The sequence below is a fragment of the Candidatus Accumulibacter cognatus genome, assembly GCF_000584975.1.
Classification (GTDB): Bacteria; Pseudomonadota; Gammaproteobacteria; order Burkholderiales; family Rhodocyclaceae; genus Accumulibacter; species Accumulibacter cognatus.
Genome location: NZ_JDST02000019.1, coordinates 1 through 24,208, shown reverse-complemented (window position 1 = coordinate 24,208; position 24,208 = coordinate 1). Strand labels below are relative to the sequence as shown.

The 24,208-nt window shown below is 58.9% G+C and carries 29 protein-coding genes; 16 read left to right on the top strand and 13 right to left on the bottom strand.

The genetic code is table 11. From position 1 onward, the window contains the following. Positions 1-84: 84 nt before the first annotated feature. A complete protein-coding gene (locus tag AW06_RS04840; protein ID WP_273704386.1) occupies positions 85-660 on the bottom strand; it encodes a hypothetical protein in 576 nt (191 codons plus the stop codon). Positions 661-692: 32 nt separating this feature from the next. Then, positions 693-1,391 carry an SURF1 family protein gene (locus AW06_RS04835; protein WP_138678378.1) on the bottom strand — a complete coding sequence of 233 codons (699 nt, stop codon included), beginning with the start codon at positions 1,389-1,391 and terminating at the stop codon, positions 693-695. A 92-nt stretch (positions 1,392-1,483) separates the two neighbouring features. Between AW06_RS04835 and AW06_RS04830 the strand changes: the two genes are divergently transcribed. Next, entirely contained in the window at positions 1,484-1,681 is a 198-nt protein-coding gene (locus AW06_RS04830) for a twin transmembrane helix small protein (protein WP_034946471.1), read from the top strand. Positions 1,682-1,744: 63 nt separating this feature from the next. On the opposite strand, the gene AW06_RS04825 is transcribed toward AW06_RS04830, so the two are convergent. The 5 genes from AW06_RS04825 to coxB form a co-directional block, all read right to left on the bottom strand. Beyond that, complete coding sequence (locus tag AW06_RS04825) at positions 1,745-2,599, bottom strand: cytochrome c oxidase subunit 3 (protein ID WP_034946411.1); 855 nt, start codon at positions 2,597-2,599, stop codon at positions 1,745-1,747. A gap of 60 nt (positions 2,600-2,659) precedes the next feature. Further along, on the bottom strand, positions 2,660-2,878 hold the full coding sequence (locus tag AW06_RS04820; RefSeq protein ID WP_034946408.1) for a DUF2970 domain-containing protein: 219 nt from the start codon (positions 2,876-2,878) through the stop codon (positions 2,660-2,662). Beyond that, entirely contained in the window at positions 2,875-3,495 is a 621-nt protein-coding gene (locus tag AW06_RS04815) for a cytochrome c oxidase assembly protein (RefSeq protein WP_138678380.1), read from the bottom strand. The genes AW06_RS04820 and AW06_RS04815 overlap by 4 nt, the downstream gene beginning before the upstream one ends. A gap of 97 nt (positions 3,496-3,592) precedes the next feature. Beyond that, entirely contained in the window at positions 3,593-5,206 is a 1,614-nt protein-coding gene (gene ctaD / locus AW06_RS04810; RefSeq protein ID WP_034946405.1) for a cytochrome c oxidase subunit I, read from the bottom strand. 31 nt (positions 5,207-5,237) lie between these two features. Further along, positions 5,238-6,404 (bottom strand): cytochrome c oxidase subunit II, encoded by a 1,167-nt coding sequence (coxB, locus tag AW06_RS04805; RefSeq protein ID WP_138678381.1) that lies wholly within the window; start codon positions 6,402-6,404, stop codon positions 5,238-5,240. Positions 6,405-6,460: 56 nt separating this feature from the next. Here coxB and AW06_RS19905 point away from each other — a divergent pair, with 56 nt between their 5' ends. The 4 genes from AW06_RS19905 to cyoE all read left to right on the top strand — a co-directional run bounded on the left by AW06_RS19905 (position 6,461) and on the right by cyoE (position 8,811). After that, positions 6,461-6,715, top strand: a complete 255-nt coding sequence (locus AW06_RS19905; RefSeq protein WP_273704385.1) for a hypothetical protein — start codon at positions 6,461-6,463, stop codon at positions 6,713-6,715. 241 nt (positions 6,716-6,956) lie between these two features. Then, positions 6,957-7,460 (top strand): DUF2244 domain-containing protein, encoded by a 504-nt coding sequence (locus tag AW06_RS04800; RefSeq protein ID WP_034946402.1) that lies wholly within the window; start codon positions 6,957-6,959, stop codon positions 7,458-7,460. Then, the gene (locus AW06_RS04795) at positions 7,457-7,816 is read left to right on the top strand and encodes a cytochrome c oxidase subunit II transmembrane domain-containing protein (RefSeq protein ID WP_034946399.1); all 360 of its coding nucleotides are present in this window, start codon (positions 7,457-7,459) and stop codon (positions 7,814-7,816) included. Before AW06_RS04800 ends, AW06_RS04795 begins: the two co-directional genes overlap by 4 nt. A 98-nt stretch (positions 7,817-7,914) precedes the next feature. Next, positions 7,915-8,811 carry a heme o synthase gene (cyoE, locus tag AW06_RS04790; RefSeq protein ID WP_034946396.1) on the top strand — a complete coding sequence of 299 codons (897 nt, stop codon included), beginning with the start codon at positions 7,915-7,917 and terminating at the stop codon, positions 8,809-8,811. Here the strand turns inward: cyoE and mpl are convergent. Then, positions 8,756-10,174, bottom strand: coding sequence for a UDP-N-acetylmuramate:L-alanyl-gamma-D-glutamyl-meso-diaminopimelate ligase (gene mpl / locus AW06_RS04785; RefSeq protein WP_046534901.1), 1,419 nt, complete (start codon positions 10,172-10,174; stop codon positions 8,756-8,758). The genes cyoE and mpl overlap by 56 nt on opposite strands. A gap of 112 nt (positions 10,175-10,286) precedes the next feature. On the opposite strand from mpl, the gene AW06_RS04780 reads away from it, so the two are divergent. The 8 genes from AW06_RS04780 (at position 10,287) to AW06_RS04745 (ending at position 16,749) form a co-directional block, all read left to right on the top strand. Next, on the top strand, positions 10,287-10,898 hold the full coding sequence (locus AW06_RS04780) for a hypothetical protein (protein ID WP_046534900.1): 612 nt from the start codon (positions 10,287-10,289) through the stop codon (positions 10,896-10,898). Continuing rightward, positions 10,895-11,434, top strand: coding sequence for a TlpA disulfide reductase family protein (locus AW06_RS04775; protein WP_034946394.1), 540 nt, complete (start codon positions 10,895-10,897; stop codon positions 11,432-11,434). The genes AW06_RS04780 and AW06_RS04775 overlap by 4 nt, the downstream gene beginning before the upstream one ends. Before the next feature lie 48 nt (positions 11,435-11,482). Next, positions 11,483-11,977, top strand: a complete 495-nt coding sequence (aroQ, locus tag AW06_RS04770; protein WP_046534899.1) for a type II 3-dehydroquinate dehydratase — start codon at positions 11,483-11,485, stop codon at positions 11,975-11,977. Positions 11,978-12,049: 72 nt separating this feature from the next. Then, entirely contained in the window at positions 12,050-12,493 is a 444-nt protein-coding gene (gene accB / locus AW06_RS04765) for an acetyl-CoA carboxylase biotin carboxyl carrier protein (RefSeq protein ID WP_034946391.1), read from the top strand. 15 nt (positions 12,494-12,508) lie between these two features. After that, positions 12,509-13,873 (top strand): acetyl-CoA carboxylase biotin carboxylase subunit, encoded by a 1,365-nt coding sequence (accC, locus tag AW06_RS04760; RefSeq protein WP_034946387.1) that lies wholly within the window; start codon positions 12,509-12,511, stop codon positions 13,871-13,873. A gap of 16 nt (positions 13,874-13,889) precedes the next feature. Further along, a complete protein-coding gene (gene prmA, locus AW06_RS04755; protein WP_034946384.1) occupies positions 13,890-14,780 on the top strand; it encodes a 50S ribosomal protein L11 methyltransferase in 891 nt (296 codons plus the stop codon). A 1-nt stretch (position 14,781) separates the two neighbouring features. Continuing rightward, positions 14,782-15,723, top strand: coding sequence for a DUF3426 domain-containing protein (locus AW06_RS04750; protein ID WP_034946381.1), 942 nt, complete (start codon positions 14,782-14,784; stop codon positions 15,721-15,723). 90 nt (positions 15,724-15,813) lie between these two features. Then, positions 15,814-16,749: a carbohydrate kinase family protein gene (locus AW06_RS04745; RefSeq protein WP_034946378.1), complete on the top strand. Its 936-nt coding sequence runs from the start codon at positions 15,814-15,816 to the stop codon at positions 16,747-16,749. Between the two features lie 7 nt (positions 16,750-16,756). On the opposite strand, the gene fur is transcribed toward AW06_RS04745, so the two are convergent. Continuing rightward, positions 16,757-17,227: a ferric iron uptake transcriptional regulator gene (gene fur, locus AW06_RS04740; protein ID WP_034946376.1), complete on the bottom strand. Its 471-nt coding sequence runs from the start codon at positions 17,225-17,227 to the stop codon at positions 16,757-16,759. Positions 17,228-17,400: 173 nt separating this feature from the next. Here fur and bamE point away from each other — a divergent pair, with 173 nt between their 5' ends. From bamE to AW06_RS04725, 3 genes are read left to right on the top strand one after another with little or no spacing between them, the layout of a single operon-like run. Next, positions 17,401-17,883, top strand: a complete 483-nt coding sequence (gene bamE, locus AW06_RS04735; protein WP_034946452.1) for an outer membrane protein assembly factor BamE — start codon at positions 17,401-17,403, stop codon at positions 17,881-17,883. Between the two features lies 1 nt (position 17,884). Continuing rightward, on the top strand, positions 17,885-18,691 hold the full coding sequence (dapB, locus tag AW06_RS04730) for a 4-hydroxy-tetrahydrodipicolinate reductase (RefSeq protein ID WP_034946372.1): 807 nt from the start codon (positions 17,885-17,887) through the stop codon (positions 18,689-18,691). Between the two features lie 38 nt (positions 18,692-18,729). After that, entirely contained in the window at positions 18,730-19,206 is a 477-nt protein-coding gene (locus AW06_RS04725; protein WP_034946368.1) for a tRNA (cytidine(34)-2'-O)-methyltransferase, read from the top strand. A gap of 32 nt (positions 19,207-19,238) precedes the next feature. On the opposite strand, the gene AW06_RS04720 is transcribed toward AW06_RS04725, so the two are convergent. The 4 genes from AW06_RS04720 to AW06_RS19900 all read right to left on the bottom strand — a co-directional run bounded on the left by AW06_RS04720 (position 19,239) and on the right by AW06_RS19900 (position 23,560). Continuing rightward, positions 19,239-20,225, bottom strand: a complete 987-nt coding sequence (locus AW06_RS04720) for an NAD(P)H-dependent glycerol-3-phosphate dehydrogenase (RefSeq protein ID WP_034946365.1) — start codon at positions 20,223-20,225, stop codon at positions 19,239-19,241. Between the two features lie 49 nt (positions 20,226-20,274). Then, entirely contained in the window at positions 20,275-20,790 is a 516-nt protein-coding gene (locus AW06_RS04715) for a hypothetical protein (RefSeq protein WP_034946362.1), read from the bottom strand. 466 nt (positions 20,791-21,256) lie between these two features. After that, a complete protein-coding gene (gene nhaD, locus AW06_RS04710) occupies positions 21,257-22,525 on the bottom strand; it encodes a sodium:proton antiporter NhaD (protein ID WP_034946359.1) in 1,269 nt (422 codons plus the stop codon). Positions 22,526-22,867: 342 nt separating this feature from the next. Then, a complete protein-coding gene (locus tag AW06_RS19900) occupies positions 22,868-23,560 on the bottom strand; it encodes a hypothetical protein (RefSeq protein ID WP_273704384.1) in 693 nt (230 codons plus the stop codon). Between the last annotated feature and the right edge of the window lie 648 nt (positions 23,561-24,208).

Here is a 24,208-nt window from a genome sequence, read left to right as displayed (position 1 = left end):
ACGGTGGCGTGTGCTTGCCAGGATCCACCTGAATATTGGCTCTGAGTCACCCGAGATGTAGCTAGTGGTACGCCATTCTGGTAGTCACAGCTTGACCAGTTTGCCGAGTTCGCGGATGAAGGCCGTTGGATCAGGATTGTCAGGGTAGCGAAAGACTACGAGGCCACGTCGGTCTACCAGATTGATATGGCGGCTGTTACTTCCGCCGAGAAGGTCCATCAGCTTGGCGTCTGTCGCGTGAACCAAAACCAGGTCAGGGTGAGCCGCCAACAGCGTCGCGGCCGGTGGCGTGGTATCGGTGATCAGCCAAAGGCGGTCGATCCGTTCCATATTGCGTCCCTGTGCGGTGCGCGCTTGTCGCGTCAGATAAAGTGTGTGCTGGCACCGTGCATCGCAGCCACCGGGTGCTGCAAAAATCACCAGCCACTTGCCGCTGACTTGTCGATGCTCCAACTGGTTCCCATCGCTGCGTCGCAGTAATTCAAACGGAAGTACCACAGGCTCAAGTGGCTGACCAACCGTTGCCTTGACCTCCGGAGGTGAGACATAGCGAAAATAGAGCGCGGCAAGAAGCGGCAACGCGCCTATCGCAATGATCGCCAGCAATATCAGCCGGCCCTTGGTCGGGTTCGAAGCTGTGGCGTGCGGTGATTGGTTCACAGGGGCATTCTGTCCCGCCTGTTTCTGTGAGGTCATAGTGTTGTCCTTGCAAGGACGCCGTATACTGCAGCCATGAGAGCGAAAACCAGCCACATCGCTGCGTAGCCATAGTGTTTCATCGCGGGATTGTCAGGCGTTGCCCAATCACGGACCAGGCCATCGCCGTTCGCAGCCGTCTGCATCAGAATCACCGGTAACGCGTCCAGGCCACTGATCTGGCGATAATCCACCTCCCGTACATGTTGCCAGACGGGTCCTTCTGGCGAGGTATTCTGCAATTCGAATATCCTGGTTTCAAAGTTGTGAACCACGCCGACAATCTCGATTTCACCTGTCGGTGATGTAATCGATGGAACTTCGGAGCGTAGTCTCGGGGCTGGAACCCAGCCACGGTTGACCAATACCACGGAGCTGCTGCCCGACAATTGTAAAGGCGTGAGCACATGATAGCCGGGGCGGCTGCGATAGATCTTGTTATCCAGAAAGATCGTTTTCTCCGTAAGCCAGTGACCGCGTGCGGTCGCCGCCCTGCCGATCAGGCTTTCGAGGTCGCGCTGCTGTGCCGACAAAAAGATGGGTGTCGAGACGAGGGCAGTCTGCTCGCGCGCGAAGCGTTCGCCCCGAGTCTCCGCACGCCAGAGTTGCAGGCGGGACATGGCGAGGCACGTCAGAACGACCAGAATGACCAGCAGCAGGCGCAGAGGTGCGCGCTTGGGGGGAAAGATCGACATCGGGAGAACGGCTGTGCGCCCAAGTTGTTGTCGTATGCGGATCGCGCGTCCTAGACTAGGGTAGACTGCGGTATTTCAGGAGGAGAATGCGCATGCGCATCTTTGTCGTGCTGATGCTGATCGGGATCATCGCCAGTCTAGGCAGCGCTCTGGTCTATATCTATCGCGATCACGGCCCAGACAAGAAAAGAGCGGTTAAGGCTCTGTCCTTGCGTGTCGGCCTTTCGTTTGGGTTGTTTCTACTCTTGATGGCTGCGCACTGGTTTGGCTGGATCGTTGAGCGCCTGTGATGGCCGGCGAGAAGCAGTGGTGGGTGGCGCACCACTTGGTGCGCCACGTGCCAGTGGGAAAAATTACAGCCAATAGACGACGACGAACAAGCCAAGCCAGACGACGTCCACAAAGTGCCAGTACCAGGCAACGGCTTCAAAGGCAAAGTGTCGCTCGGGAGTGAAATGCCCCTTCATTGCCCGCAATAGAATCACGATCAACATCGTCGCACCAAGCGTCACATGAAAACCGTGGAAACCGGTCAACATGTAAAAGGTTGAACCGTACACACCTGTGGTCAGCTTGAGGTTGAAGTGGCTATAGGCTTCACGGTATTCGTACACCTGCAGGCCAAGAAAGAGCAGGCCAAGCAGCACGGTCAGGAACAGACCGATGATCAACTGCTGCCGCTTGTTGGCAACCAATCCCCAGTGCGCCCAGGTCACTGTTGCTCCAGAGCTCAGCAGTAGCAGGGTATTGATCGCCGGGATGCCCCATGCATGCATCGGCGTGAAGGCATCCTTGGCCGCAGGACCAGCTGTTGGCCATTGATTTTTGAAGCCCTCCCAAAGCGTTGCCTGATCCGCGCTGGCCAGGTCAGGAATCGATAGAACACGAACATAGAAGAGGGCGCCAAAGAAGGCAGCGAAGAACATCACCTCCGAAAAGATAAACCAGGCCATTGACCAACGGAAGGAACGATCCACCTGCAGGTTATAGCGCTGGCCTTCCGATTCACCAATAACGCGTCCAAACCAGCCAAACAGCATGACAGTCAGAACGGCAAACCCACCGAACAGAAAGTAAGCGCCGTAAGCAATCGAGTTAAACGTCAGAATGGCTCCGGTAGCCAACAAGAGCAACGCAAGCGACCCAACCACCGGCCAGTGCGAAGGCTCGGGAACGAAATAGCGGCTAGCTGATGCGGGGTGACTCATTTTGATTCCCTCCAAATCATATTGTCGTTGTGGTCCTGTTACTTGTTTCTCGTGCGTCCATCAATGACGACTGATGTAAATTGCCACGCTGACCAGTGAAAGCACAAAAACCAGCATGAACGCGAGTGCTGTGATCAACAACTTCAACGGTGACAACGGTGGCGCATCATGCGTGTACGGTTTGTGCCCGCGTATCCCCAACAGCGCCCAAGCAACCGTACGAATGGTACGAAACAATCCGTCCTTCGGCGGTTGTGGATTCACGACCACATCATTCACGTCCGGTTTTCCCCGCGTGTAGGCAATGAATTCGCGCTGCCGGCCGGCACGGGGACTTCGAAGAAGGTATATGAAAGTGTGACCGTACCAACGTCTTCTGGCAGTTTTGAATCAAGCAGGAATACGACGTTCATATCGCGGACCTCGTGCGGAGCAAACGTTTGCTGCTTGAAGCAAAAGCACTCCAGCTTCTTCACGTAGCTGCCTGCATGCTGCGGGCCATAGCTAGGAACCGCCTGTCCGATCACCGTGCTGTTGCGCGTATTTTCAACCCGATAGACCACGTGTACGATTTCGCCAGTCTTGGTCGTGAGGCTGTTCGTTTGTGGACGGAAGAGCAGCCCGTTCTCATGACTGTTGGCATCAAACTCCAGGGTCACGGACCTTCCCGGGAGAGGTGGCTTTGCAATCTGTTCAGCACGGTCGATGTCGTACAGACCGGTCCATTCGCAAAAGGCCCGGTATAGACGCGGCTGCGCGGCAACAAACAGTAGGCTTCCAGCCACGACAGTCAGCATGACCGCAGCGGTGTGGGCGTGACTGACTGCCCGTGGCCGTGTGTCGGCGGCGGTTGCTGGAAGTGGGCCGGATTCAGGATTCAACTGCTGGCGATCCATTGGCGGATGATGAAGCTAAGAAAGACGGCGGTCGCAAACAGGGCAAGACCGATCGCGATGCGGCGGCTCACCTGTTCGCGTGACGATGGGTCGCGGGTCATGTATGTGCCTCAGCCGCATTAAATGCTGGCGGATCTTCAAACGTATGGTAAGGAGCAGGTGAAGGCACAGTCCATTCCAGTCCGTGCGCGCCATCCCAAGGCCGGCTTTCTGCCTTGGCGCCACCTTTCAAGGCCTGGAAGACGACGATCAGGACCAGCAACTGACTCACACCGAAGCCGAAGGCGCCAACGCTGGAGACCACGTTGAAATCTGCGAATTGCTGCGAATAGTCGGGAATCCGGCGCGGCATGCCTGCCAGACCAAGGAAGTGTTGCGGGAAAAAGGCGATGTTGAAGAAGATGATCGACAGCCAGAAGTGCAGTTTTCCCAAACCTTCGTTGTACATGTGACCGGTCCACTTCGGCAACCAGAAATAGAGGCCGGCATAGGCAGAGAAAAGCGCTCCAGCGACCATGACGTAGTGAAAGTGGGCTACGACGTAATAGGTATCCTGCAACTGGATGTCCACCGCCGTGATCGCCAGTACCAGGCCGGTCAGCCCGCCGATGGTGAACAGAACAAGGAAACCAAGTGCAAATAACATCGGGGTTTCAAAGGTCAGCGACCCTCGCCACATGGTGGTGACCCAATTGAAGACCTTCACCCCTGTCGGTACGGCGATGAGCATTGTTGCATACATGAAGTAGAGCTGTCCCGTGAGCGGAATGCCCGTTACATACATGTGGTGCGCCCAGACAAAGAAGGAGATCAGGCCAATTGCCGCAATTGCATAGACCATCGAGGCATAGCCGAACAGATGCTTGCGCGAGAACGCCGGGATCACATGGGAAACGACGCCGAAGGCGGGCAAGGCGATGATATAGACCTCGGGGTGGCCGAAAAACCAGAAAATGTGCTGAAACAGTACCGGATCACCACCGCCGGCCGCATTGAAGAAAGTAGTCCCGAAATGGCGATCAGTCAGAAGCATGGTCACCGCACCAGCCAGGATCGGCATGGACGCGATTAGCAGGAAACCCGTGACCAGCCACGTCCAGCAGAACAAAGGCATTTTCATCAGGGTCATGCCGGGTGCGCGCAGGTTGAGAATGGTGGTGACGATGTTGATCGAACCCATGATCGACGACATGCCAAGGATGTGGACCGCAAAGATGGTCATGTCCATCCCTATCCCCATTTGCACCGACAGTGGGGGGTAGAGTGTCCAGCCGGTTCCAGCGGCGCCACCAGGCACGAATATTGATACCGATAGCAAGATGGCGGCCGGTGGCAGCAACCAGAAACTCCAGTTGTTCATCCGCGCGAATGCCATGTCGGAGGCCCCGATCATCATCGGGATCATCCAGTTGGCGAAGCCGACGAAAGCCGGCATGATTGCGCCGAAGACCATGATCAGGGCGTGCAGAGTCAGCATCTGATTGTAGAACTCCGGGGACACGTACTGCAGTCCCGGGGAGAACAGTTCGGCGCGAATGATGAGTGACATCGCACCGCCAACAAGGAACATCACGAAGCTGAACCACAGGTACATCGAGCCGATGTCCTTATGGTTGGTGGTGGTCACCCAGCGCTTCCAGCCGCTCGGATAGTGGGCGTGGTCGTCATGATGATGATCGCCGGCATGTCCGGCAGTGTGCGTGGCTTGCATAATCAGTTTCTCCTGAGGGCCGGTAGCGCGATCACTTACCGCGACGCGCCTTGACTTCGGCGGGTTGAATGACTTCGCCGAGTTTGTTGGTCCATGCGTTCCGCTCGTAGGCGACAACGGCAGCGATATCCGTATCACCCAACTGTGGGCCGTAGGCCGCCATTGCAGTGCCCGGTTTGCCGTTGATGACGATGTCGAGATGACCTTCTTTCGGGCCCTTGACAATCTTCGATCCGTCCAGGGCGGGGAACACGGGCGGCAATCCTTGACCGTTCGCCTGGTGGCAGGAAGAGCAGTTGGCCGTATAGATCTTCTCGCCGCGGGCAACCAGTTCATCAAGCTTCCAGATTTTGTTCGGATCATCCGCTGCCGCAGCCATCTGTTGCTTCTGATCGGAAACCCAGGCGGCGTACTTTTCCTCGGAGACCACTTCCACAACCACCGGCATGAAGCCGTGGTCCTTGCCACAGAGTTCCGAACACTGGCCGCGGTAAGTGCCTTCCTTGTCAGCACGGAACCAGGTATCGCGCAGGAAACCAGGGACGGCGTCGGTCTTCACGGCGAAGGCTGGAACCGACCAGTTGTGAATCACATCGGTCGCCGTCGTGAGAATGCGCACCTTTTTTCCGACCGGTACCACCAGTGGGTGGTCGACCTCCAGCAGATAGTGCTCGCCCTTGGGGGCCTTGTTTTCGATCTGATCGCGCGGAGTGGAAAGCACACTCATGAATTTGACGCCAGCGGCGTCACCGGTGAGGTATTCGTAACCCCACTTCCACTGGTACCCCGTAACCTTGACTGTGAGATCGGGCTGCGAGGTGTCGCGCATGTTGACCAGGGCAGACGTGGCTGGGAAGGCTATGCCAATCAGAATCAGCGCCGGAACGATGGTCCAGGCCAGTTCGACCGTGGTGTTGTCATGGAAGTCAGCCGCCTTGTGGCCCTTGGACCGGCGGTGAAAGACCAGCGAATAGGCCACTACTGTAAAGACCCCGGCAAAGATGGCAAAGATCACCCAGGTTAGCAGGGTGTGGAGGTCATAGACGCGCTTCGCTGTGGCGGTCACGGGTTCTTGCAGATTGAGTTGCCAGGCAGCGTGCGCGGCACCGCTGAGCACGCCGAGCAGTCCGGCAAGCAGTCCGGCCTTAGCCAGTCGCAAACGATTCAGGTAGCGGTTCTTGTTTGAGTCTCGTGCCATCTTCTCCCTCTCCCCATCAAGAGCATCTGCCACGCGGGACCGCATCGGCGGGTGCCTTGAGGCATTCAAAAATCTACCAAAAAGGGCTCGTTCGAGCCCCGTTCCAGTTTTTCACCAGCCGCAAAGGCTATCACAATATAATTGATATGGATCAATTGGCCGCTAAAAAAATCAAGGAAGACAACAATGACAATGTGATCAATGACGGCACGGTGATCGAAAGCGTGCTCTCGTGCCGAGGGGGGCGTTCTTCCGCACGCTCGTTCGTAACGCAATACGTCTTGCGCCACGGCGCAGATTTCGCAGTTTGACGAGACGCAGTTTGACGAGAGAATGACGGGGACGCCTGCTCCCGAAGTTGCGTCAAAGGACGCATGGGCTGCGATGTTTCATGAGCAGCCGCGAACATGAATACAAACACAATGTTGGGAGGTTGGGAGGGCCTGTTGCCAACAATGTGTGACCCCGTGCTAAAATTTCGTGGCCGATACCTTGATTTGTATCAAGTCCAGCCAGGCTGTTCGGGGAGGCTGGCCATTGAGGAGGGGATTGATGAGCCTGATTGCAACCCGGACAGAGGCAGGGCGGACGTGGGTGGTTCGCCCGAACCACTCACTTTCGGTGGCTGAGCGCAAGCGGGTATTTGTCGCCATGGCCGTGTTTTCGGGCACGATTGCGCTGGTTTTTTCGTATTTCGGCGCTTGGCCGGTTCTGCCGTTTACCGGCTTCGAGCTTGCGCTGCTGTGGTGGGCGTTGCGATGTAGCGAGAAAACAGCAGAAGATTTTGAGAGAATTGCGCTGGCGTCAGGGCAACTGACGATCGAGACCCGCCATGGCGCGCTGGCAGAGCGTCACGAGTTTCGGCCATACTGGGCGCAACTGCAGTATGTGAAGCCTCCGGGACAACGAGGCCATCGCTTGCTGATCCGCTCGCATGGCCGGGAGGTCGAATTCGGTCGTATGTTGACGGAAGAGCAGAAAAGGGTGCTTGCCGCAGAGCTGAGACAAATCCTCGGGGCTGCCTGGCCCGACAAGAATCATAAGGAGACAAATTGAAGGCACTTCAACGTTGTAATCTACGAGCGGACGCTCCACTATCCGCTCTGCTTGCGGCGCTGCTTCCATCGCTGGCCCATGCTCAGTACGGTGTGGACTTTCCGATGCCCGTGGGCGCGGTTAGCCGTCATACGCTCCAGATACACAGCTATTTCATGATCATCATCACCGTGCTGTTCATCGTCGTGCTTGGCATCACGATCTACTCGATGTTCGAGCACCGCAAGAGCGCCGGCCAGCGGCCAGCAAAGTTTGCGGGGCCGACCGGAACGGTGCAGTGGCTGTGGGCAATGGTACCATTTGCCATATTGCTGTTCATCGACTACATCCTGATCGGCATCCACTTTTCCAGCTGAAGCACAATGCCTAGCCGGGCAGGTCGGACATGCAAGGGGGGATCCGCCAAGGCTGGCGGGATCTGCCGAAAGAACAGGGGTCGGAGAAAACAGTAAGTATGGCCGTTATCAGCACAAGCACCCGTCGTTCGGCCGGACAACGTCTGGGGGCTTTCTTCGAGTTGTGCAAGCCGCGGGTCAACAGCCTGATCGTATTTACGGCCATGATCGGGATGTTTCTCGCCACGCCATCGTTTCCGCCATTCGCGCTTTTTGTCTCGGCGTCAGTGGGGATTGCGCTGGTCGCCGGTGCTGCGGCAGCGATCAACTGCCTGATCGAAAAGCATATTGATTCATTGATGGCGCGCACGCGCGCGCGCCCGACGGCGCGTGGAGAAGTCTCGTCCACGGAAACCCTGACCCTGGCGACTCTCGTGGGCGGTCTCGGATTGTGGATCCTGCACAGCTTTGTCAATCCCCTGACGATGTGGCTGACGCTGGCCACCTTCCTCGGCTACGCCCTGGTTTATACGGTGCTACTGAAGCCGGCAACCCCGATGAACATCGTCATTGGGGGGGCTTCAGGTGCCATGCCGCCGCTCCTGGGCTGGACGGCGATCACCGGTCAGGTGGGCCCCGAGGCGCTGGTCCTCTTCCTGATCATTTTCATCTGGACGCCTCCCCATTTCTGGGCGCTCGCGTGTTACCGTTGTGCCGACTACGCCAAGTCGGGCCTGCCAATGCTGCCGGTAACCCATGGCATTCGCTTCACCTGCCTGCACAGCCTGCTGTACGTGGTCATGCTTACCGCCGCAACGGTATTGCCCTACACCCTGGGAATGAGCGGTCCCTGGTATCTGGCTAGTGCACTGGTCCTCGATGTGATTTTCCTGGTCTACAGCGTCACCTTATGGCGAGATTACAGCGACAAGTTGGCGAGGCTGACTTTTCGTTATTCGATCATCTACCTGACTCTGCTGTTCGCGGCTCTTCTGGCTGACCATTTCCTGTGCTGAGAGGTCTAGCGGCGAGTGCTGCCAGCAGTTTGTCGTGGATACCGCCAAAGTCTCCGTTACTCATCACCAGCACTTGGTCGCCAGCGCATGCGGCACTGGCGATGCGTGTCACCAGACGGCCGAGATCATCATCGGTGATTACTCTATCACCCAGCGGAGCGAGTGCTTCGGCAGCGTTCCATCCGAGATTCGCAGAGTAGCAGAAGACCAGGTCGGCGTCGCCAAGGCTGGCAGGCAGCAGGGCCTTCATTACCCCGAGCTTCATGGTATTCGAGCGTGGCTCCAGGACCGCCAGAATGCGGCCGCTGCCGATCTTGCTGCGTAAGCCCGCCAGCGTCGTCGCAATTGCCGTCGGGTGATGGGCAAAATCGTCGTAAACGTGGACACCTCCAGCCGCCCCCCGCAGTTCCAGACGACGCTTGACATTCTTGAAGCGTGACAGCGCCGCCAGGCTTCTGACAAAAGGTACGCCGGCATGCCTGGCCGCAAGCATGACGGCGACTGCGTTGCTGCGGTTGTGCGTTCCGGTCAGACTCCAGTTCGTACTGCCCACCAGTTCGTCGCCGTGCAACAGTTGCAGCGATCCGTCGACATCGCTCCCTTCTGCGCGCCAGCCAGTGGTGTCGTTGAAATGCTCGACCGGCGTCCAGCAGCCTTTGGTCAGGACACGCGCAAGGTTGCTGTCGGCGGCGTTTGACACCAGCAGTCCATGGCGCGGTAGAGTACGAACGAAATGGTGGAATTGCGTCTCGATCGCCACCAAATCAGCAAAGATGTCGGCGTGGTCGAATTCGAGATTGTTCAGGATGGCCGTCCGTGGGCGGTAGTGAACGAACTTGGAGCGCTTGTCGCAGAAAGCGGTATCGTACTCGTCGGCTTCAATCACGAAGAACGGCGCGTCCGTGTTACTACCGGATAGACGCGCTGAAACCCCGAAATTCACCGGCACGCCCCCGACCAGGAAGCCTGGACTCAGCCCCGCGTCTTCAAGGACCCACGCCAGCATCGCGGAAGCCGTCGTCTTGCCGTGCGTTCCAGCCACCGCCATCACCCAGCGCCCTTTGAGAACATTCTCGGCCAGCCACTGCGGACCTGAAAGGTAAGGCAGGCCGCGGTCAAGAATTTCCTCGAGCAGGGCGTTGCCACGTGTAATGGCATTGCCGACCACGTAGCAATCGGGTTCGAAAGCAGTTTGCGCGCTATCATAGCCTTCAATGACCTCGATTTCTGCAGCCTCAAGCTGTGTGCTCATTGGCGGGTAAACCCCGCTGTCACAGCCCGTGACGTGATGTCCCGCGGCACGTGCCAATTGCGCAAGGCCTGCCATGAAAGTGCCACCAATGCCGAGGATATGAATATGCATGTCCCGAATCCAAGTTAAAATCAGGCTGAGGAGATGTGATTGTACCCTTGCCCGAGATTTCGCGCCCCTTGATCAGACCCCTGCCATCGCCAGACCACTGCGGGATTCATCCATGAGCAGCGACCGACAGGATCGCCAGCGCAATTCACAGCAGCGTAGCCGTGTGGCTGCGCACGCCGCCCGTCTGATGGCCCAGGACGGTATCAGTGATCTCTCTCTGGCGAAACGCAAGGCGGCACGCAGCCTTGGCTTGCCGGAGAGCGTGGGCATGCCTGACGACAGCGAAGTCGAGGCCGAGCTGCGGATCTACCAGCGCTTGTTCCAGAACCAGGAACAGCAGGCTAGAAGTCTGCATTTGCTGCGCACCGCTGCGTGGCTGATGGCGATCTTGCAACGCTTCAATCCCTATCTTACCGGATCGGTGCTCGATGGCAGCGCCGGCCGTTATGCCGAGATCGACATTCAGTTGTTCCCGGACAGTGCCAAGGACGTCGAAATCTTTCTACTCAACGAGGGAATGGCATTCCGCCATAGTCTGCCACGCACCGATCGTGCCGAGGCGGTGCTGACGATTCTCGGTCATGACGAAGTGGTCAACCTCGTCATCTACCCGCGTGATGAGGAGCGCGTCTGCTTCAGGACGCGTGACGGCAGAATTCGGGAACGCGCTCGACTGGACGCCGTCAATAGGCTGTTGGCGGCCAACTGCATGCCCGACAGATGAGAGCCGCGGCGCTGATCGGCCTATTTGCCGCGGTCCTGCTGGCTGGAATCTACGCCGCTTTGCAACGTTCCGGTCCGCCGCCGCGGGCCTGGACAGCGGCGATGACCGCGGCGCTGACACGCCTGTTTGACAGCAGTCTCGAAGACGTGCATGGGCAGTCTTATCCATTTTCGCGTTGGCAAGGAAAAACGCTGGTTGTCAATTTCTGGGCTACTTGGTGCCCGCCTTGCCGGGACGAAATGCCGGCGTTTTCGCGACTGCAGGGCCGTTATCAGCCACAAGGTGTGCAGTTTGTCGGCATTGCTCTCGATAGCAAGGACAATATACGCGCTTTTGCCAATACCTATCCTGTTGGCTACCCGCTGCTGATCGGTGACGCAGCAGGCGTCGACCTTGCCGGGCAGCTCGGGAACACCGCGCTGAGTCTGCCCTATACACTGGTGATCAGTGCGCAGCGTGAGGTTCTGCTGCGCCGACTCGGTCCCTTATCCGAGAGCGAACTCGATCGCATCCTGCAGCAGGTGGGGACACGCTGAAGACGTGTTGCTGGACAAAATGCGGCCATATACGGCAAACTGACGGCCATGAAAAAGCAAACTGCCTCGAAAACCGACACCGCGTCAGAGCTCCCCAGGCTGCTTGTCCTGCATGGTCCCAATCTCAATTTGCTGGGTGCTCGCGAGCCTGCATACTACGGTTCAAGCACGCTTGCCGAGATCAATCTCGCACTTACCCACCGTGCCGAGGCCGCCGGAGTTCATCTCGAAACCTTCCAGAGCAATCACGAGGGGGCGTTGATCGAGCGCGTCCATGCTGCGAGCGCCCAGGAAGTCCGTTTCCTGATCATCAACCCGGCAGCTTACACGCACACCAGCATCGCATTGCGCGATGCCCTCGCTGGCACCCGCATTCCCTTCATCGAAGTCCACCTGTCCAACGTGCATGCCCGTGAACCGTTCCGTCAGCACTCGTATTTTTCTGATCTGGCGATTGGCGTCATTTGTGGCTTGGGCAGCGAGGGCTATCTGCTGGCGCTGGAATATTTCCTGGGCAGGATCGCTGCCGAGCGCAACCTTTGATCGCCGGCGGGCTTTTCCCAACACCCGTTCCAAGCTTGATCGCAAACAATAACAATCATCCGGAGTGAATCCATGGATCTGCGAAAACTGAAGAAGCTTATCGACCTTGTCGAGGAGTCGAGCATTACTGAACTGGAGATCAACGACGCCGAGGAACGGGTCCGAATCGTCAAGCACGGCGGCGGCATGGTACAGCATGCTTACGCGCCGCCGGCCCCTTTGCCGGTAGCGGGGTTGGCAACCGTCACGGTGGCCGAATCGGCAGAACCGGAGCTTCCGGAAGGCGATTTCATCAAGGCGCCGATGGTCGGGACTTTCTATCGTGCATCGAGTCCCGGCGCTGAACCCTTTGTCGAGGTGGGCAGCGTGGTCAAGGCTGGCGATACGCTGTGCATCATCGAAGCGATGAAACTGCTCAACGAGATCGAAGCCGAACGGGGCGGAACAATCAAGGCGATTCTGATCGAGAATGGTCAACCGGTCGAATATGGTGAACCCTTGTTCATTGTCGGCTAAGGAGATCCGTTTGCCATGTTCGGGAAAGTCCTTATTGCCAACCGCGGAGAGATTGCTCTTCGCATCCAGCGCGCCTGCCGTGAACTCGGGATCAAGACCGTGGTTGTGCATTCGGAGGCTGATCGTGAGGCCAAGTACGTCAGGTTGGCCGACGAATCGGTCTGCATTGGTCCGGCGCCTTCTGCCCACAGCTATCTCAATGTGCCAGCAATCATCTCGGCGGCCGAGGTCACTGACGCGCAGGCCATTCACCCAGGCTATGGTTTCCTGTCCGAGAACGCCGATTTTGCCGAGCGTGTGGAATCCTCCGGTTTCGTTTTTATTGGGCCTCGCCCGGAGACGATCCGGCTGATGGGCGACAAGGTTTCCGCGAAGGAGGCCATGCGCATCACGGGAGTTCCCTGCGTACCCGGTTCGGAAGGCGCGCTACCCGACGATCCCAGGGAGGTCGTGCTGATTGCCAAAGCAGTCGGCTACCCGGTGATCATCAAGGCTGCGGGTGGTGGGGGTGGGCGCGGGATGCGTGTCGTCCGGACCGAAGCCGCGCTGATCAACGCCGTGAACATGACTCGTGCGGAGGCACAAAGCTTTTTCGGAAATCCCAACGTCTATCTGGAAAAGTATCTGGAAAACCCGCGCCATGTCGAGATCCAGGTCCTTGCCGATAGCTTCAGGAATGCAGTCTACCTCGGCGAACGTGATTGCTCGATGCAGCGTCGTCACCAGAAGATCATCGAGGAGGCGCCGGCTCCCGGTATCCCCAGCCGGCATATCGTGCGCATCGGCGAGCGTTGTGCCGAAGCGTGCCGGCGTATCAACTATCGTGGTGCGGGTACTTTCGAATTCCTTTTCGAGAATAACGAGTTCTATTTCATCGAGATGAACACCCGCATTCAGGTCGAGCATCCGGTGACCGAACAGATTACTGGCGTTGATCTCGTTGCCGAACAGATCCGCATTGCTGCTGGTGAGAAGCTGCACTTCAGACAGCGCGACATGACCTTCCGCGGCCATGCCATCGAATGCCGGATCAACGCCGAAGATCCCTTTACTTTCGTTCCGTCGCCGGGCAAGATAAGTTTCTACCATCCGCCGGGTGGGCCAGGCATTCGCGTTGACTCGCATATATATCAGGGTTATACCATTCCTTCGCACTATGATTCGATGGTCGCCAAGGTGATCGCTTATGGCGACAGCCGTGACCAGGCGATTCGCCGCATGCGTATTGCACTGTCGGAAATGAGTATCGAAGGCATTACGACCAACATCGCGCTGCATCAGGAGCTGATGCAGGACGCTCGCTTCATGGAGGGGGGCACCAGCATCCACTATCTCGAGCAAAGGCTCGCCGCCAAGGACGAGGTCAACAAGGGTGGCTGATCGTCGCTGAATCACGATGGCCTGGCTATCTCTGAGCATCCAGACCGACTGCCAACATGCCGAGGCGCTAGCTGACGCACTTCTCGGTGCTGGTGCGCTGGCCGTCAGTATCGAAGATGCGGATGCCGGCACGGTCGACGAACAACCGCAGTTCGGCGAACCTGGTTCGCTCAGCCAACCAGGCTGGGTGCATTCTCGGGTCATTGCACTGCTCGATCCGGATAGCGACGCCAGGCAACTGCTGACGACCTGTGCGGCACTGGCCGGTCTGGACGATATCCCGTTCTTCACGCAGGAAGATGTGGCCGATCAGGACTGGGTGCGACTGACACAGTCCCAGTTCGAGCCGATTCGTGTCTCGGAGCGCTTGTGGATTGTCCCTTCATGGCACCAGGCCCCTGATCCGCAAGCAATCGTCCTGGTGCTCGATCCCGGCATGGCGTTCGGAACGGGGTCGCATCCGACCACCCGGCTGTGCCTGGAATGGCTTGAGCGCCAGGTGTTGCCGGGGATGTCGATGCTCGATTATGGCTGTGGCTCTGGGATTCTGGCCATCGCAGCGGCCAGACTGGGTGCCGACCACGTGGTCGGGGTCGATATTGATCCACGGGCTGTGATCGCAGCCAGGAACAATGCCGAGGAGAACGGGGTAAGCGCCCGCTTCCTGGATTCAGCGCACGAGTTGCATGGCCAGTTCGACATCGTGGTTGCCAACATCCTCGCCAATCCGCTCAAGGTCCTTGCGCCGTTAATCAGTGCGTACGTTCGCCAGGGTGGAAGCCTCGCACTATCAGGAATTCTCTTCGCGCAGGCGGAAGATCTGATTGCCGCCTACGCTCCTTACCTTCCGCTGGGAATTACCGACACGCGCGACGGCTGGATATGTCTGGCAGGTGTCAAAGCTTAACGTGAAAACCTGCTGCCCGAGCTGTCAGACCGTCTTCCGGGTCACTTCCGAGCAGATCCGGGCGCGTGCCGGCAAAGTCCGCTGTGGGCAATGCCGTACGGTATTCAATGCCATCGACGGCCTGCTCGACGACGACGCGCCGCCGACCCCGATCGCTTCGGATCAGGCGGCTGTAGCGACTGCTGCGGAGCTGGCGACGGACGCTGCCGCAGTCACTATCCGACCTTGGCAGGCGCCTACCCATCGCCTGGCCGTTGACGCCGATCTGGCCTTGCCACCCGTTCCAGATCCGGTCGATGTGCAGCCTGCCGACAGGCGGCCCGAATCTGCGCCAGACGCTTCTGAACCCGATCTGGCCAACGCCGAGGAGCCGCTAGCGGCAAGCCTGGCGCGGCCTCGCGAAACGCTGGCCTACGGCAGGTGGCTCGGAGGCGTGATGGGTAGGTTGGGGCTGCCGGCGGACAGGGCCATGACCAAGCCATACGCGACCGTCGCCCTGCTGCTTGCCGTGATGCTTGCCTGCCAGTGGGTGTTTCATTTTCGTGTAGCCATCGCGCTCGCTCTACCCGGCCTGCGGCCAGCGCTGGCGGCGCTGAGTGATGCCCTGGGGGCCGACATGCCGCTGCCGCGTCATTCAGAGTGGGTGAGCATCGAGACATCGGAATTGCAGACCGATCCGGGGCGCAATAAACTGCTTGCTCTGCAAGCCACGCTGCGTAACCGGGCGGCGTATGCACAGGCCTACCCGGCGCTTGAACTGACGCTCACTGACACCCATGACAAGGTGGTCGCACGCCGCGTTTTGCAGCCCGATGAGTATCTGCCACCTTCGGGGTCGCCGGATGAATCGTTCGCGGCCAATGCCGACCTCGAACTCAGACTATGGCTCGAGGCCAGCGGGATCAATGCTGCCGGTTATCGGCTTTACGTCTTCTACCCTTGATTGTGCCCATTCCCGGAGGCGACCGGGGCCGAGCAGGCCTGTGGCTGCCGTTCCGTCCTTTTGCAACCCAATAAATACTCCGGAAAGTCCATGCCTACGCTCATTTGCGGCTCCATTGCCTTCGACAATATCATGGTTTTTCATGACCGTTTCAAGAATCATATCCTGCCCGAGCAGATTCACATTCTCAATGTCGCATTTCTGGTGCCCGAAATGCGACGGGAGTTTGGCGGTTGCGCGGGCAACATTGCTTACAATCTCAAACTGCTTGGTGGCGACCCCTTGATCATGGCCACGGTGGGCGACGATGCCGACCCCTATCTGGTGAGACTCGATGACCATGGCCTGACGCGCGCGCATGTGCGCCGGATTGCCGGCAGCTTTACCGCGCAGGCCTTCATTACCACCGACCTCGACGACAACCAGATCACCGCTTTCCACCCCGGAGCGATGATGTACTCGCACCTCAATCGGGTGGCCGATGTCGAGGGGGCGACGCTCGGCATCGTCGCTCCCGATGGGCGTGACGGTATGCTGCAGCACGCGCAGGATCTTGCGGCAGCGGCTGTGCCCTTTGTCTTCGACCCCGGTCAGGGTTTGCCGATGTTCTCCGGTGACGATCTGATGAACTTCATGCATTTGGCCAATTTCGCCTGTTTCAACGATTACGAAGCAAAGCTGCTGTGTGACCGAACTGGCCGGTCGATTGAGGAACTTGCTGGCGAAGTGGAAGCTCTGGTCATTACCCTGGGCGGTGCCGGTTCGCGAATTTATGCCGGCGGCCGCTGCCATGAGATTCCCTGCGTCCAGGCCGACGCCGTCGTTGACCCCACCGGATGCGGTGACGCTTACCGCGCGGGCCTGCTCTACGGAATTGCCGCCGGCTGGCACTGGGAAAAGATTGGTCAGCTTGCAGCGGTGATGGGCGCTCTCAAGATCGCCCACCGGGGTGGCCAGAACCATCGTCCAAGCCGGGATCAAATCGCCAATCTGTTCGCCAGGGCTTTTGGCGAAGCTCCTTGGTAAGTGCTGCTCAGGCGGGCGTCTTGTTGTGCCTCTCGCCGGAATGCCTGAGCGAAGTGCCACGATACGGGCATTCCGTCTTGGTGCATTCGGCGTAAAGATAAAGTGCGTGCTCGCGAATGACGAAACCACGTTCCTTGGCAATCTTCATTTGCCGGCGTTCGATCTCGGCATCGTAGAATTCCTCGACGCGACCGCAGTCTACGCAGACCAGGTGATCATGGTGCTGTCCGGGACTCAACTCGAAAACCGCCTTGCCTGATTCAAAGTAGTGGCGCTCAAGCAGACCCGCCTGCTCGAACTGGGTCAGGACGCGATAAACGGTGGCCAGGCCGATGTCCATGTCTTCGGCGAGCAAGAGCCGATAGACATCCTCGGCAGTGAGATGGCGGATCTCGGTCTTCTCGAACAGGGCGAGGATCTTGAGGCGTGGAATGGTGGCTTTCAGCCCCATGTTCTTGAGGTTGTCAGAGTTGCTCATCGGCTTACCTTGTCGGCTACGAAGGGAGGGATTCGGGTATGATATACCCTGCGATGGCAGCCGTGCGGCACTGCCGCAAGGCTTTCCGTCGGATCCCTCACGACCCGACTTCCGGCGCGGCCGTGTCACTTGCCATTGCTCGTATTGATCACTCACCACGATCCGACCTGAACATGATCTTTACTCGCCTCGCCATTCCTGTCACGGTTCTCTGCACGCTGGCCGCTTGCTCGACGGTACCGCGCATTGTTAACGAATACCGGATTGACGTGCAGCAGGGTAACGTCCTGTCGCAAGAGATGGTTTCTCAGTTGCGCCCCGGCCTGACCAAGGATCAGGTGCGCTTCATTCTCGGCACGCCGGTGTTGACGGACATGTTTCACGCCAATCGCTGGGATTACTTCTATTGGCTGAAGAAAGGGAATTCGGGAGAGGTCGAGACGCGCCGGTTTACGGTCTTTTTTGACGCCGACGGCAAACTGCGGAGCGTCGCAGGTGATGTGGCCCCTGTGCAATCTACCGACACTGCAGCGGTTTTCGAGGTGCGCAACCGGGAAATCGATCTGGGCTCGCTGCCGGCAGATAGCAGTACGGAGCAGCCGCCTCCAGACGGGCCCGGTTTCTTCGGCACGATCATGGAAAGCATGGGATTCTGACATGGATGGATTGAGGATCGCGATCGCCGGTGCAGGCGGGCGCATGGGACGCGTGCTGCTCGAGGCCACGCTGAAAGATGCTGCGGCGAGGCTGGTGGCGGCCATTGATCGGCCTGACGTTCCCGAACAGGGCAAGGATGCTGGCGAGCTGGTGGGGATGCCCTGCGGTGTCCTGGTCAGCAGCGATTGCGACGCCGGCATTGCCCGGGCCTCCTGCCTGATCGACTTCACACGTCCTGTGGCGACCCTCCAGCATCTCGAAATATGCCATCACCATGGCGTGGCGATGGTCATCGGTACCACCGGTTTCGATGCTGCGGGGAAGGCGGCGATTGCTGCCGCAGCAGAGGACATCCCGGTGGTCTTGGCGCCGAACATGAGCGTCGGCGTCAACGTGGTTTTCAAGCTGCTCGATGTCGCGGCCCGGATTCTCGGCGAAGGCTACGATGTCGAGGTTGTCGAGGCGCATCACCGGCACAAGGTCGACGCCCCCTCGGGGACAGCGTTGCGCATGGGGGAGGTGGTGGCACAGGCGCTCGGGCGGGAACTCAGGCAGTGCGCCGTCTACGCGCGCGAGGGGGTCACCGGTGAGCGGCTGCAGTCGAGCATCGGTTTTGCGACCATCCGCGGCGGCGACATCGTCGGCGATCACCAGGTGATGTTCTGTGGCACCGGTGAGCGAGTCGAGATCGGCCACAAGGCGGGCAGTCGCATGCCGTATGCGTTGGGAAGCCTGCGTGCGGCGCATTTCCTGGCGCAGCGGAAATCCGGCCTGTTCGACATGCAGGACGTGCTTGGCCTGCGCTGAGTCGCCGCTCGATAAGCCGCTTGCAGGTGCGGGCAGAGATGTTCGAGGTCGTCCTGATCCACCCGGAAATCCCGCCCAATACCGGTAACGTGATCCGCCTGTGTGCCAATACCGGTGCGCGCCTGCACCTCGTTGAGCCGCTCGGCTTCGCGCTGACCGAAGCTCGCCTGCGGCGCGCCGGCATGGACTACGCTGAATTGGCGAGCGTGCAGATTCATCCCGACTGGACCCACTGCTGCGCGGTACTGGCTGCACTTTCGCCGCAAGGACGGCGTTTTGCGCTGACCACCAAAGGAACCCGCCGTCCTGCCATGGCGGATTTTCGGGCCGGCGATGCGCTGGTCTTCGGTTGCGAAACGCGCGGACTACCGGCAGAAATTCTCGCAGAGTTTGACGTCGAGCAACGCCTGTGCCTGCCGATGCGGCCAAACAATCGCAGCATCAACCTCTCCAATGCTGTCGCCGTGACGGTGTATGAAGCCTGGCGGCAGATCGGCTACGCCGGCGCCGTATGAGTCCGGCGGGCGAAGGGCCGAGGCATGGAGCGCTACCTGCCCTCGAAACCGATGTCCCGTTCCATCAGCGCGGCGACACCTTCGATCGGCGTCACGCTGCCGTCGAGCAGCGTACAGACCCAGTCGGTAATCGGCATCTTGACGCCGAGCGCAGCGGCGCGGCGCTGCACCTCGTGCGCGGCGGGCACGCCTTCGGCAACCTGGCCCAGTTCGCGGGTAATCTGATCGAGGGGCTTGCCGGTGGCCAGCAACAGGCCAACGCGCCGGTTGCGGGAGAGGTCGCCGGTGCAGGTCAGAAACAGGTCGCCCATTCCGGACAAACCCATGAAGGTGTCGGCGTGTCCCCCCAGCGCCTTGCCAAAACGAGCGATTTCGTGCAACCCCCGCGTCATCAGCGCGGCGCGGGCATTCATCCCCAGCCCGAGACCGTCACAAACGCCGGTGGCGATGGCCATGACATTCTTGACGGCACCGCCCACTTCGGCGCCGATCACGTCGTCACTGGCATAGATGCGCAGCCGCGGCCCACGCAAGGCTTCGGCACAGCGCAGTGCGAAGTTCGCGTCGGTCGACGCGATCGTCACCACCGTCGGCAAATCGCGAGCCAGTTCATCGGCAAAGCTCGGCCCCGTGAGTACGCCGCACAAGCGTTCGCCGAGCACTTCGCGAACGACCTGGTGCGGCAGCAGTCCAGTCCCTTTTTCGAGACCTTTGCAGACCCAGAGGAAGGGCGTTGCGACCCCGGCATCGCGCAGATACTGCAGCGCAGTACGCAAACCAGCCAGAGGCGCAGCGATGATCATCAGCTCGGCATTCTGGCTGGCTGCCGAAAAATCAGCCGTCGCCCGCAGCGAAACAGGAAAGCGATGGCCCGGCAGGTAGCGGCTGTTTTCACCGGCCGCCTGCATGCGTGCAGCCTTTTCCGGATCTCGTGCCCACAAGCTGACGGAATGACGGTGGGCGAAGGAGATTGCCAAGGCAGTACCCCAGGCACCGGCACCCAGAACCGCGATTTGCATTGCACTTCCCTCCTTTCCGATCCAGTGGAGTCAACAATCACGCTGCCGATCAGTCATGCAGTCTTTCCCTTTCCGGACCCCGTTGCGGGACGCCTGCCGGGATCATGAAAAGGTTGTGGTATGCATCGGCGTGCCGCGGTGACTCGCGAAGATGGCCGACCTTTAGCCGGTCCTTGTGTGTGGCCAATAGCGCCAGGCTTTGTTCCACATAAGCATTTGAAGACAGCTCGTTTGCCGCGTAGCGTTGGAGGAGAGCCAGCCAGCGCGTGTGGATGGTACAAGGCGTGTGCCTGTCGCCGCCCGCGATCGGGCAATCCGGGCAACGCGTACTGGCCAGGGAATTGATCGCCGCCTGCTTTTGCCACTGCTGGCGATACTGCCTGGCATTCGCCTCAATCCACTCCAGGGCGCGCACCTCCCTCTCGGCGGCAGGAAAGTGCTCGACATGCGCTTCGATGGCAGAAAGCTGCTGGCGGAAAAACTCGGCATCCGAGCGTTCCTGATTCGGGGAATCCCCCACAAAACGGGTAATCAGCGCAAGGGCGGGATCATCTACGATGTACATACATTTTCTGCCGGGCGTCGGAATGCATGTGGCGGACGCATACAATATAGCAGATAATGGTGCAGTGCAACAAAAAACTTTTCCTGGGCACCTGCATCGACCATGCCGGTGCCGAGCAAGGGCAGAATCGCGAGCTGATCGCTAGACGCGCACCTGGGTCACCGTTCGCGCATCGGCCATGGTCACTCACTGTGTAGCGATGACCCTGTTCCTGCACTGTATCGCCGACCGCCGGGATATGCCGCAGGCGATTGATCAGGAAACCGGCCAGGGTGTGCGCCTCACCGATCGGCAGATTGAGCTTCAGCGAATCGTTCAGCTCGGAGATCGATGCCTTGCCGCTGATCAGGTCGGTGTTGTCAATCCATCAGCATTGAAACCAGATCGCCGGCATCGCCGAAGGCCAGAGTAAAGCGGTCCATCTGCGTGTTGATCCGGTCGATCTCGTGACGCTGGGTTTGATCCGTCATTGGAGCAAGTAGGCACCCGCCCCAGCGAAATAACCGATCAGGGCCAGCCAACTGATCTTCTTCACGTACCAGAAAAAGTGAATTTTCTCCAAGCCCATGGCAGCAACGCCCGCTGCCGAACCAATGATGAGAATCGAACCACCTGTCCCGGCGCAGTAGGCAAGGAACTTCCAGATGAAGTGGTCAGTCGGGTATTGCTCTAGACTATACATTCCCATCGATGCTGCGACTAGCGGGACGTTATCGACCACTGCGCTGACGATACCGATGATCAGGACGATTACATCCTGCCGTCCCACTGTCTGATCCAGCCATTGCGCTAGTGAAGTCAGGATATGAGTATGTTCCAAGGTGGCGACGGCAAGCAGGATGCCGATGAAGAACACGATGGAGCTCATGTCGATGCGGCTGAGAGCATGTACCAGCGTCAGGTGCTGCTTGCTTTCGTCCTCTTTCTTGCGATGGACCAGATCGCCGACCAGCCAGAGGATGCCCAGACCGAACAGGATGCCCATGAAAGGTGGCAGATGGGTGATGGTCTTGAATGCAGGAACGGCTACCAGAATGCCAATGCCCATGAAGAACATCAGATTACGTTCAAAGTCGGTGGTATGCAGGCCATGATCACTCGCACGTATTTGCGGCGACTCAACGGGCTTTCCGCGCAGGATATAAGCCGTCACTGCCAGCGGAACCACCATGCTTAACGTGGCGGGGATGAAGACCGACTTCATGATGGACAGTGTCGTGATCTGGCCGCCGATCCAGAGCATGGTGGTGGTCACGTCGCCAATCGGAGACCATGCACCACCCGCATTGGCTGCAATGACGATGATGCCTGCAAAGAACAGACGGTCTTCATGCTTGGTGAGTAGCTTCCGCATGAGGGAAATCATGACGATGGTAGTGGTCAGGTTGTCCAGCACCGAACTGAGGAAGAATGTCACAAAACCGACCAGCCACATCAGCGACGCCAGCTTGGTTGTACGAATACGCTTAGTGATGACTTCAAAGCCGTTGTGAGCATCGACGACCTCCACAATGGTCATGGCACCCATCAGGAAGAACACGATCTGGGCTGTTGCCATGACGGATTCGCCCAGTTCTTCCCCGACTTTGTGGGAATCGCCTCCAGCCAGCGCATAGATCGTCCAGAGCAGCCCGGCGCCTAACAGCGCAGAGGCTGATTTGTTGATCTTGATCGGGTGCTCCAGTGCGATGGCGGCATAGGCAATGACAAATACGATGACGAGCGAAGTCAGCATTTCAACGATCCTCTAGTTGATCTTACTGTGAAAGAACTCTGTGCTCAGGGCATACAAAACTCTGGCAATGGATGCCATGAAGCGTACCTCGAAGGGAAAGGAGGCTCAGGCGGCGGGGATAAAGCCGTGCTACTTGAACGGCTCTTGAGAGAAGCCCTCGGATTCGGACCCCGCTTGCCTTCAAACAGCGTCTTCGCTTGCTCCTGGATCACCTTCTTCCACTGCCCGACCTGAACAGGGTGCATTCCGTACGCCTGACCAATCTAGTGTTGGCAACAGATAGAACTGTCTGTTTTTGTAGCAAATGAATTGTCCGCTTTGACCGGGGTGGCTGTGGCGGACCTACGCAGCCACCTTCAAATTCGGAGGCATGACTTTGCCGGCTTCGTCATAGTCGGCCAACTTGCGCGGGCCATGCAGGATCGCCAGCGTGTGGTCCGTACGGCGCAGCACCGCCACCTTGGCCTTGACGTAGCGGCAGCGATGACGATCGGCGGGGATCTGCAAATTCATCCTCCTCTCGAGGCTGACGCAGTGGTCGTTGCCGACGGTGCGCTCGAACCGCTCGCATAGGAGGTCGTCGAGCGCGCCGCCGATCCAGCCGACGAAGGCACTCCCTTCCTCCATGGCCGGCTGCATGAACTCGGCATTAAAGGCCGGCCGATAGACTTCGGTCAGGTAGCGGTTGGCGTCCGCCCTGTCGGTGATCCCGGCCAGCGCCCGTTCCCGCGGCAGGCGGTCCTGATGGGTGCGAAACCTGCGCTCCGAGCGCCCGCGGGCTTCCGGCGAGTAGGCGGCGATCATCTCGATGCCCAGGCGCTTCATGGCCTGCCCGAATGGCGCCAGGTTTTGCTGGTCCACCTTGCCCCCGGCTTCCGGCGTAGGCCAGTAGTGGCTCCCTCGGTCGGAGTAGAAGGTCGAGAAGAGTCCCCGCAATTCAATCACTTCCCGAACACCTTGCAGGCTGCTCATCGTGCCTTCTTCCTCCACGAAGAACATCGAGTAGGGCTCGTTGGTCGCGTCGTCCATGGTCACGATCAGATCCCATTGCTGGCCAGCGACCCCTTCGTGCGTGCTCCCGTCCTGGTGAATCCTCAAGCCCGGCCACGGCGAACGCTCACGGCGCTTCCGGTGCGCCCCACGGGCCTTAGCCGGAACCACAGAGCCGCTTCCTGCAGCCGACGCTTCACCCACGTATAGCTGCAAGCACCACCATCCTTCCCATATCACACATAAAAGTGTTTCGTGCTCCACCCATGGTGCCGCCCTCGGTACTTTTCTGTCAGCCGCATCACTTCGTCTACCGGCGCCTTCCTGGGCGAAACTTGCTCCAGTCGACGATCGATCAACCTCTCCATCCTGCCTTCTTCATAACGCGACAAATACCGTCGAAAGGTCTACTCGCATACCCCCAGCAGACTCGCCGCCTCCGCCTGCATCAGCCGACCCGTTTCCCATCCCCCATACGCTTCTTCAAACCGCATCTTCCTGATCTCCTGTAGCAACTCAGTCCGTCTCATCTCGCTCCTCCTTTGGAGCAACATCAACCGGAAAATTCATTCGCTACAAACCCGGACAGATTACTTGTTCCTTTCAGGCAGTCGAATCGCCCTTGACTCTGGCATCAAGCTGCCGCAAAATCGACGCCCATGTCGTTTGCGGGTTTAGGTGATCTCCGCAAAT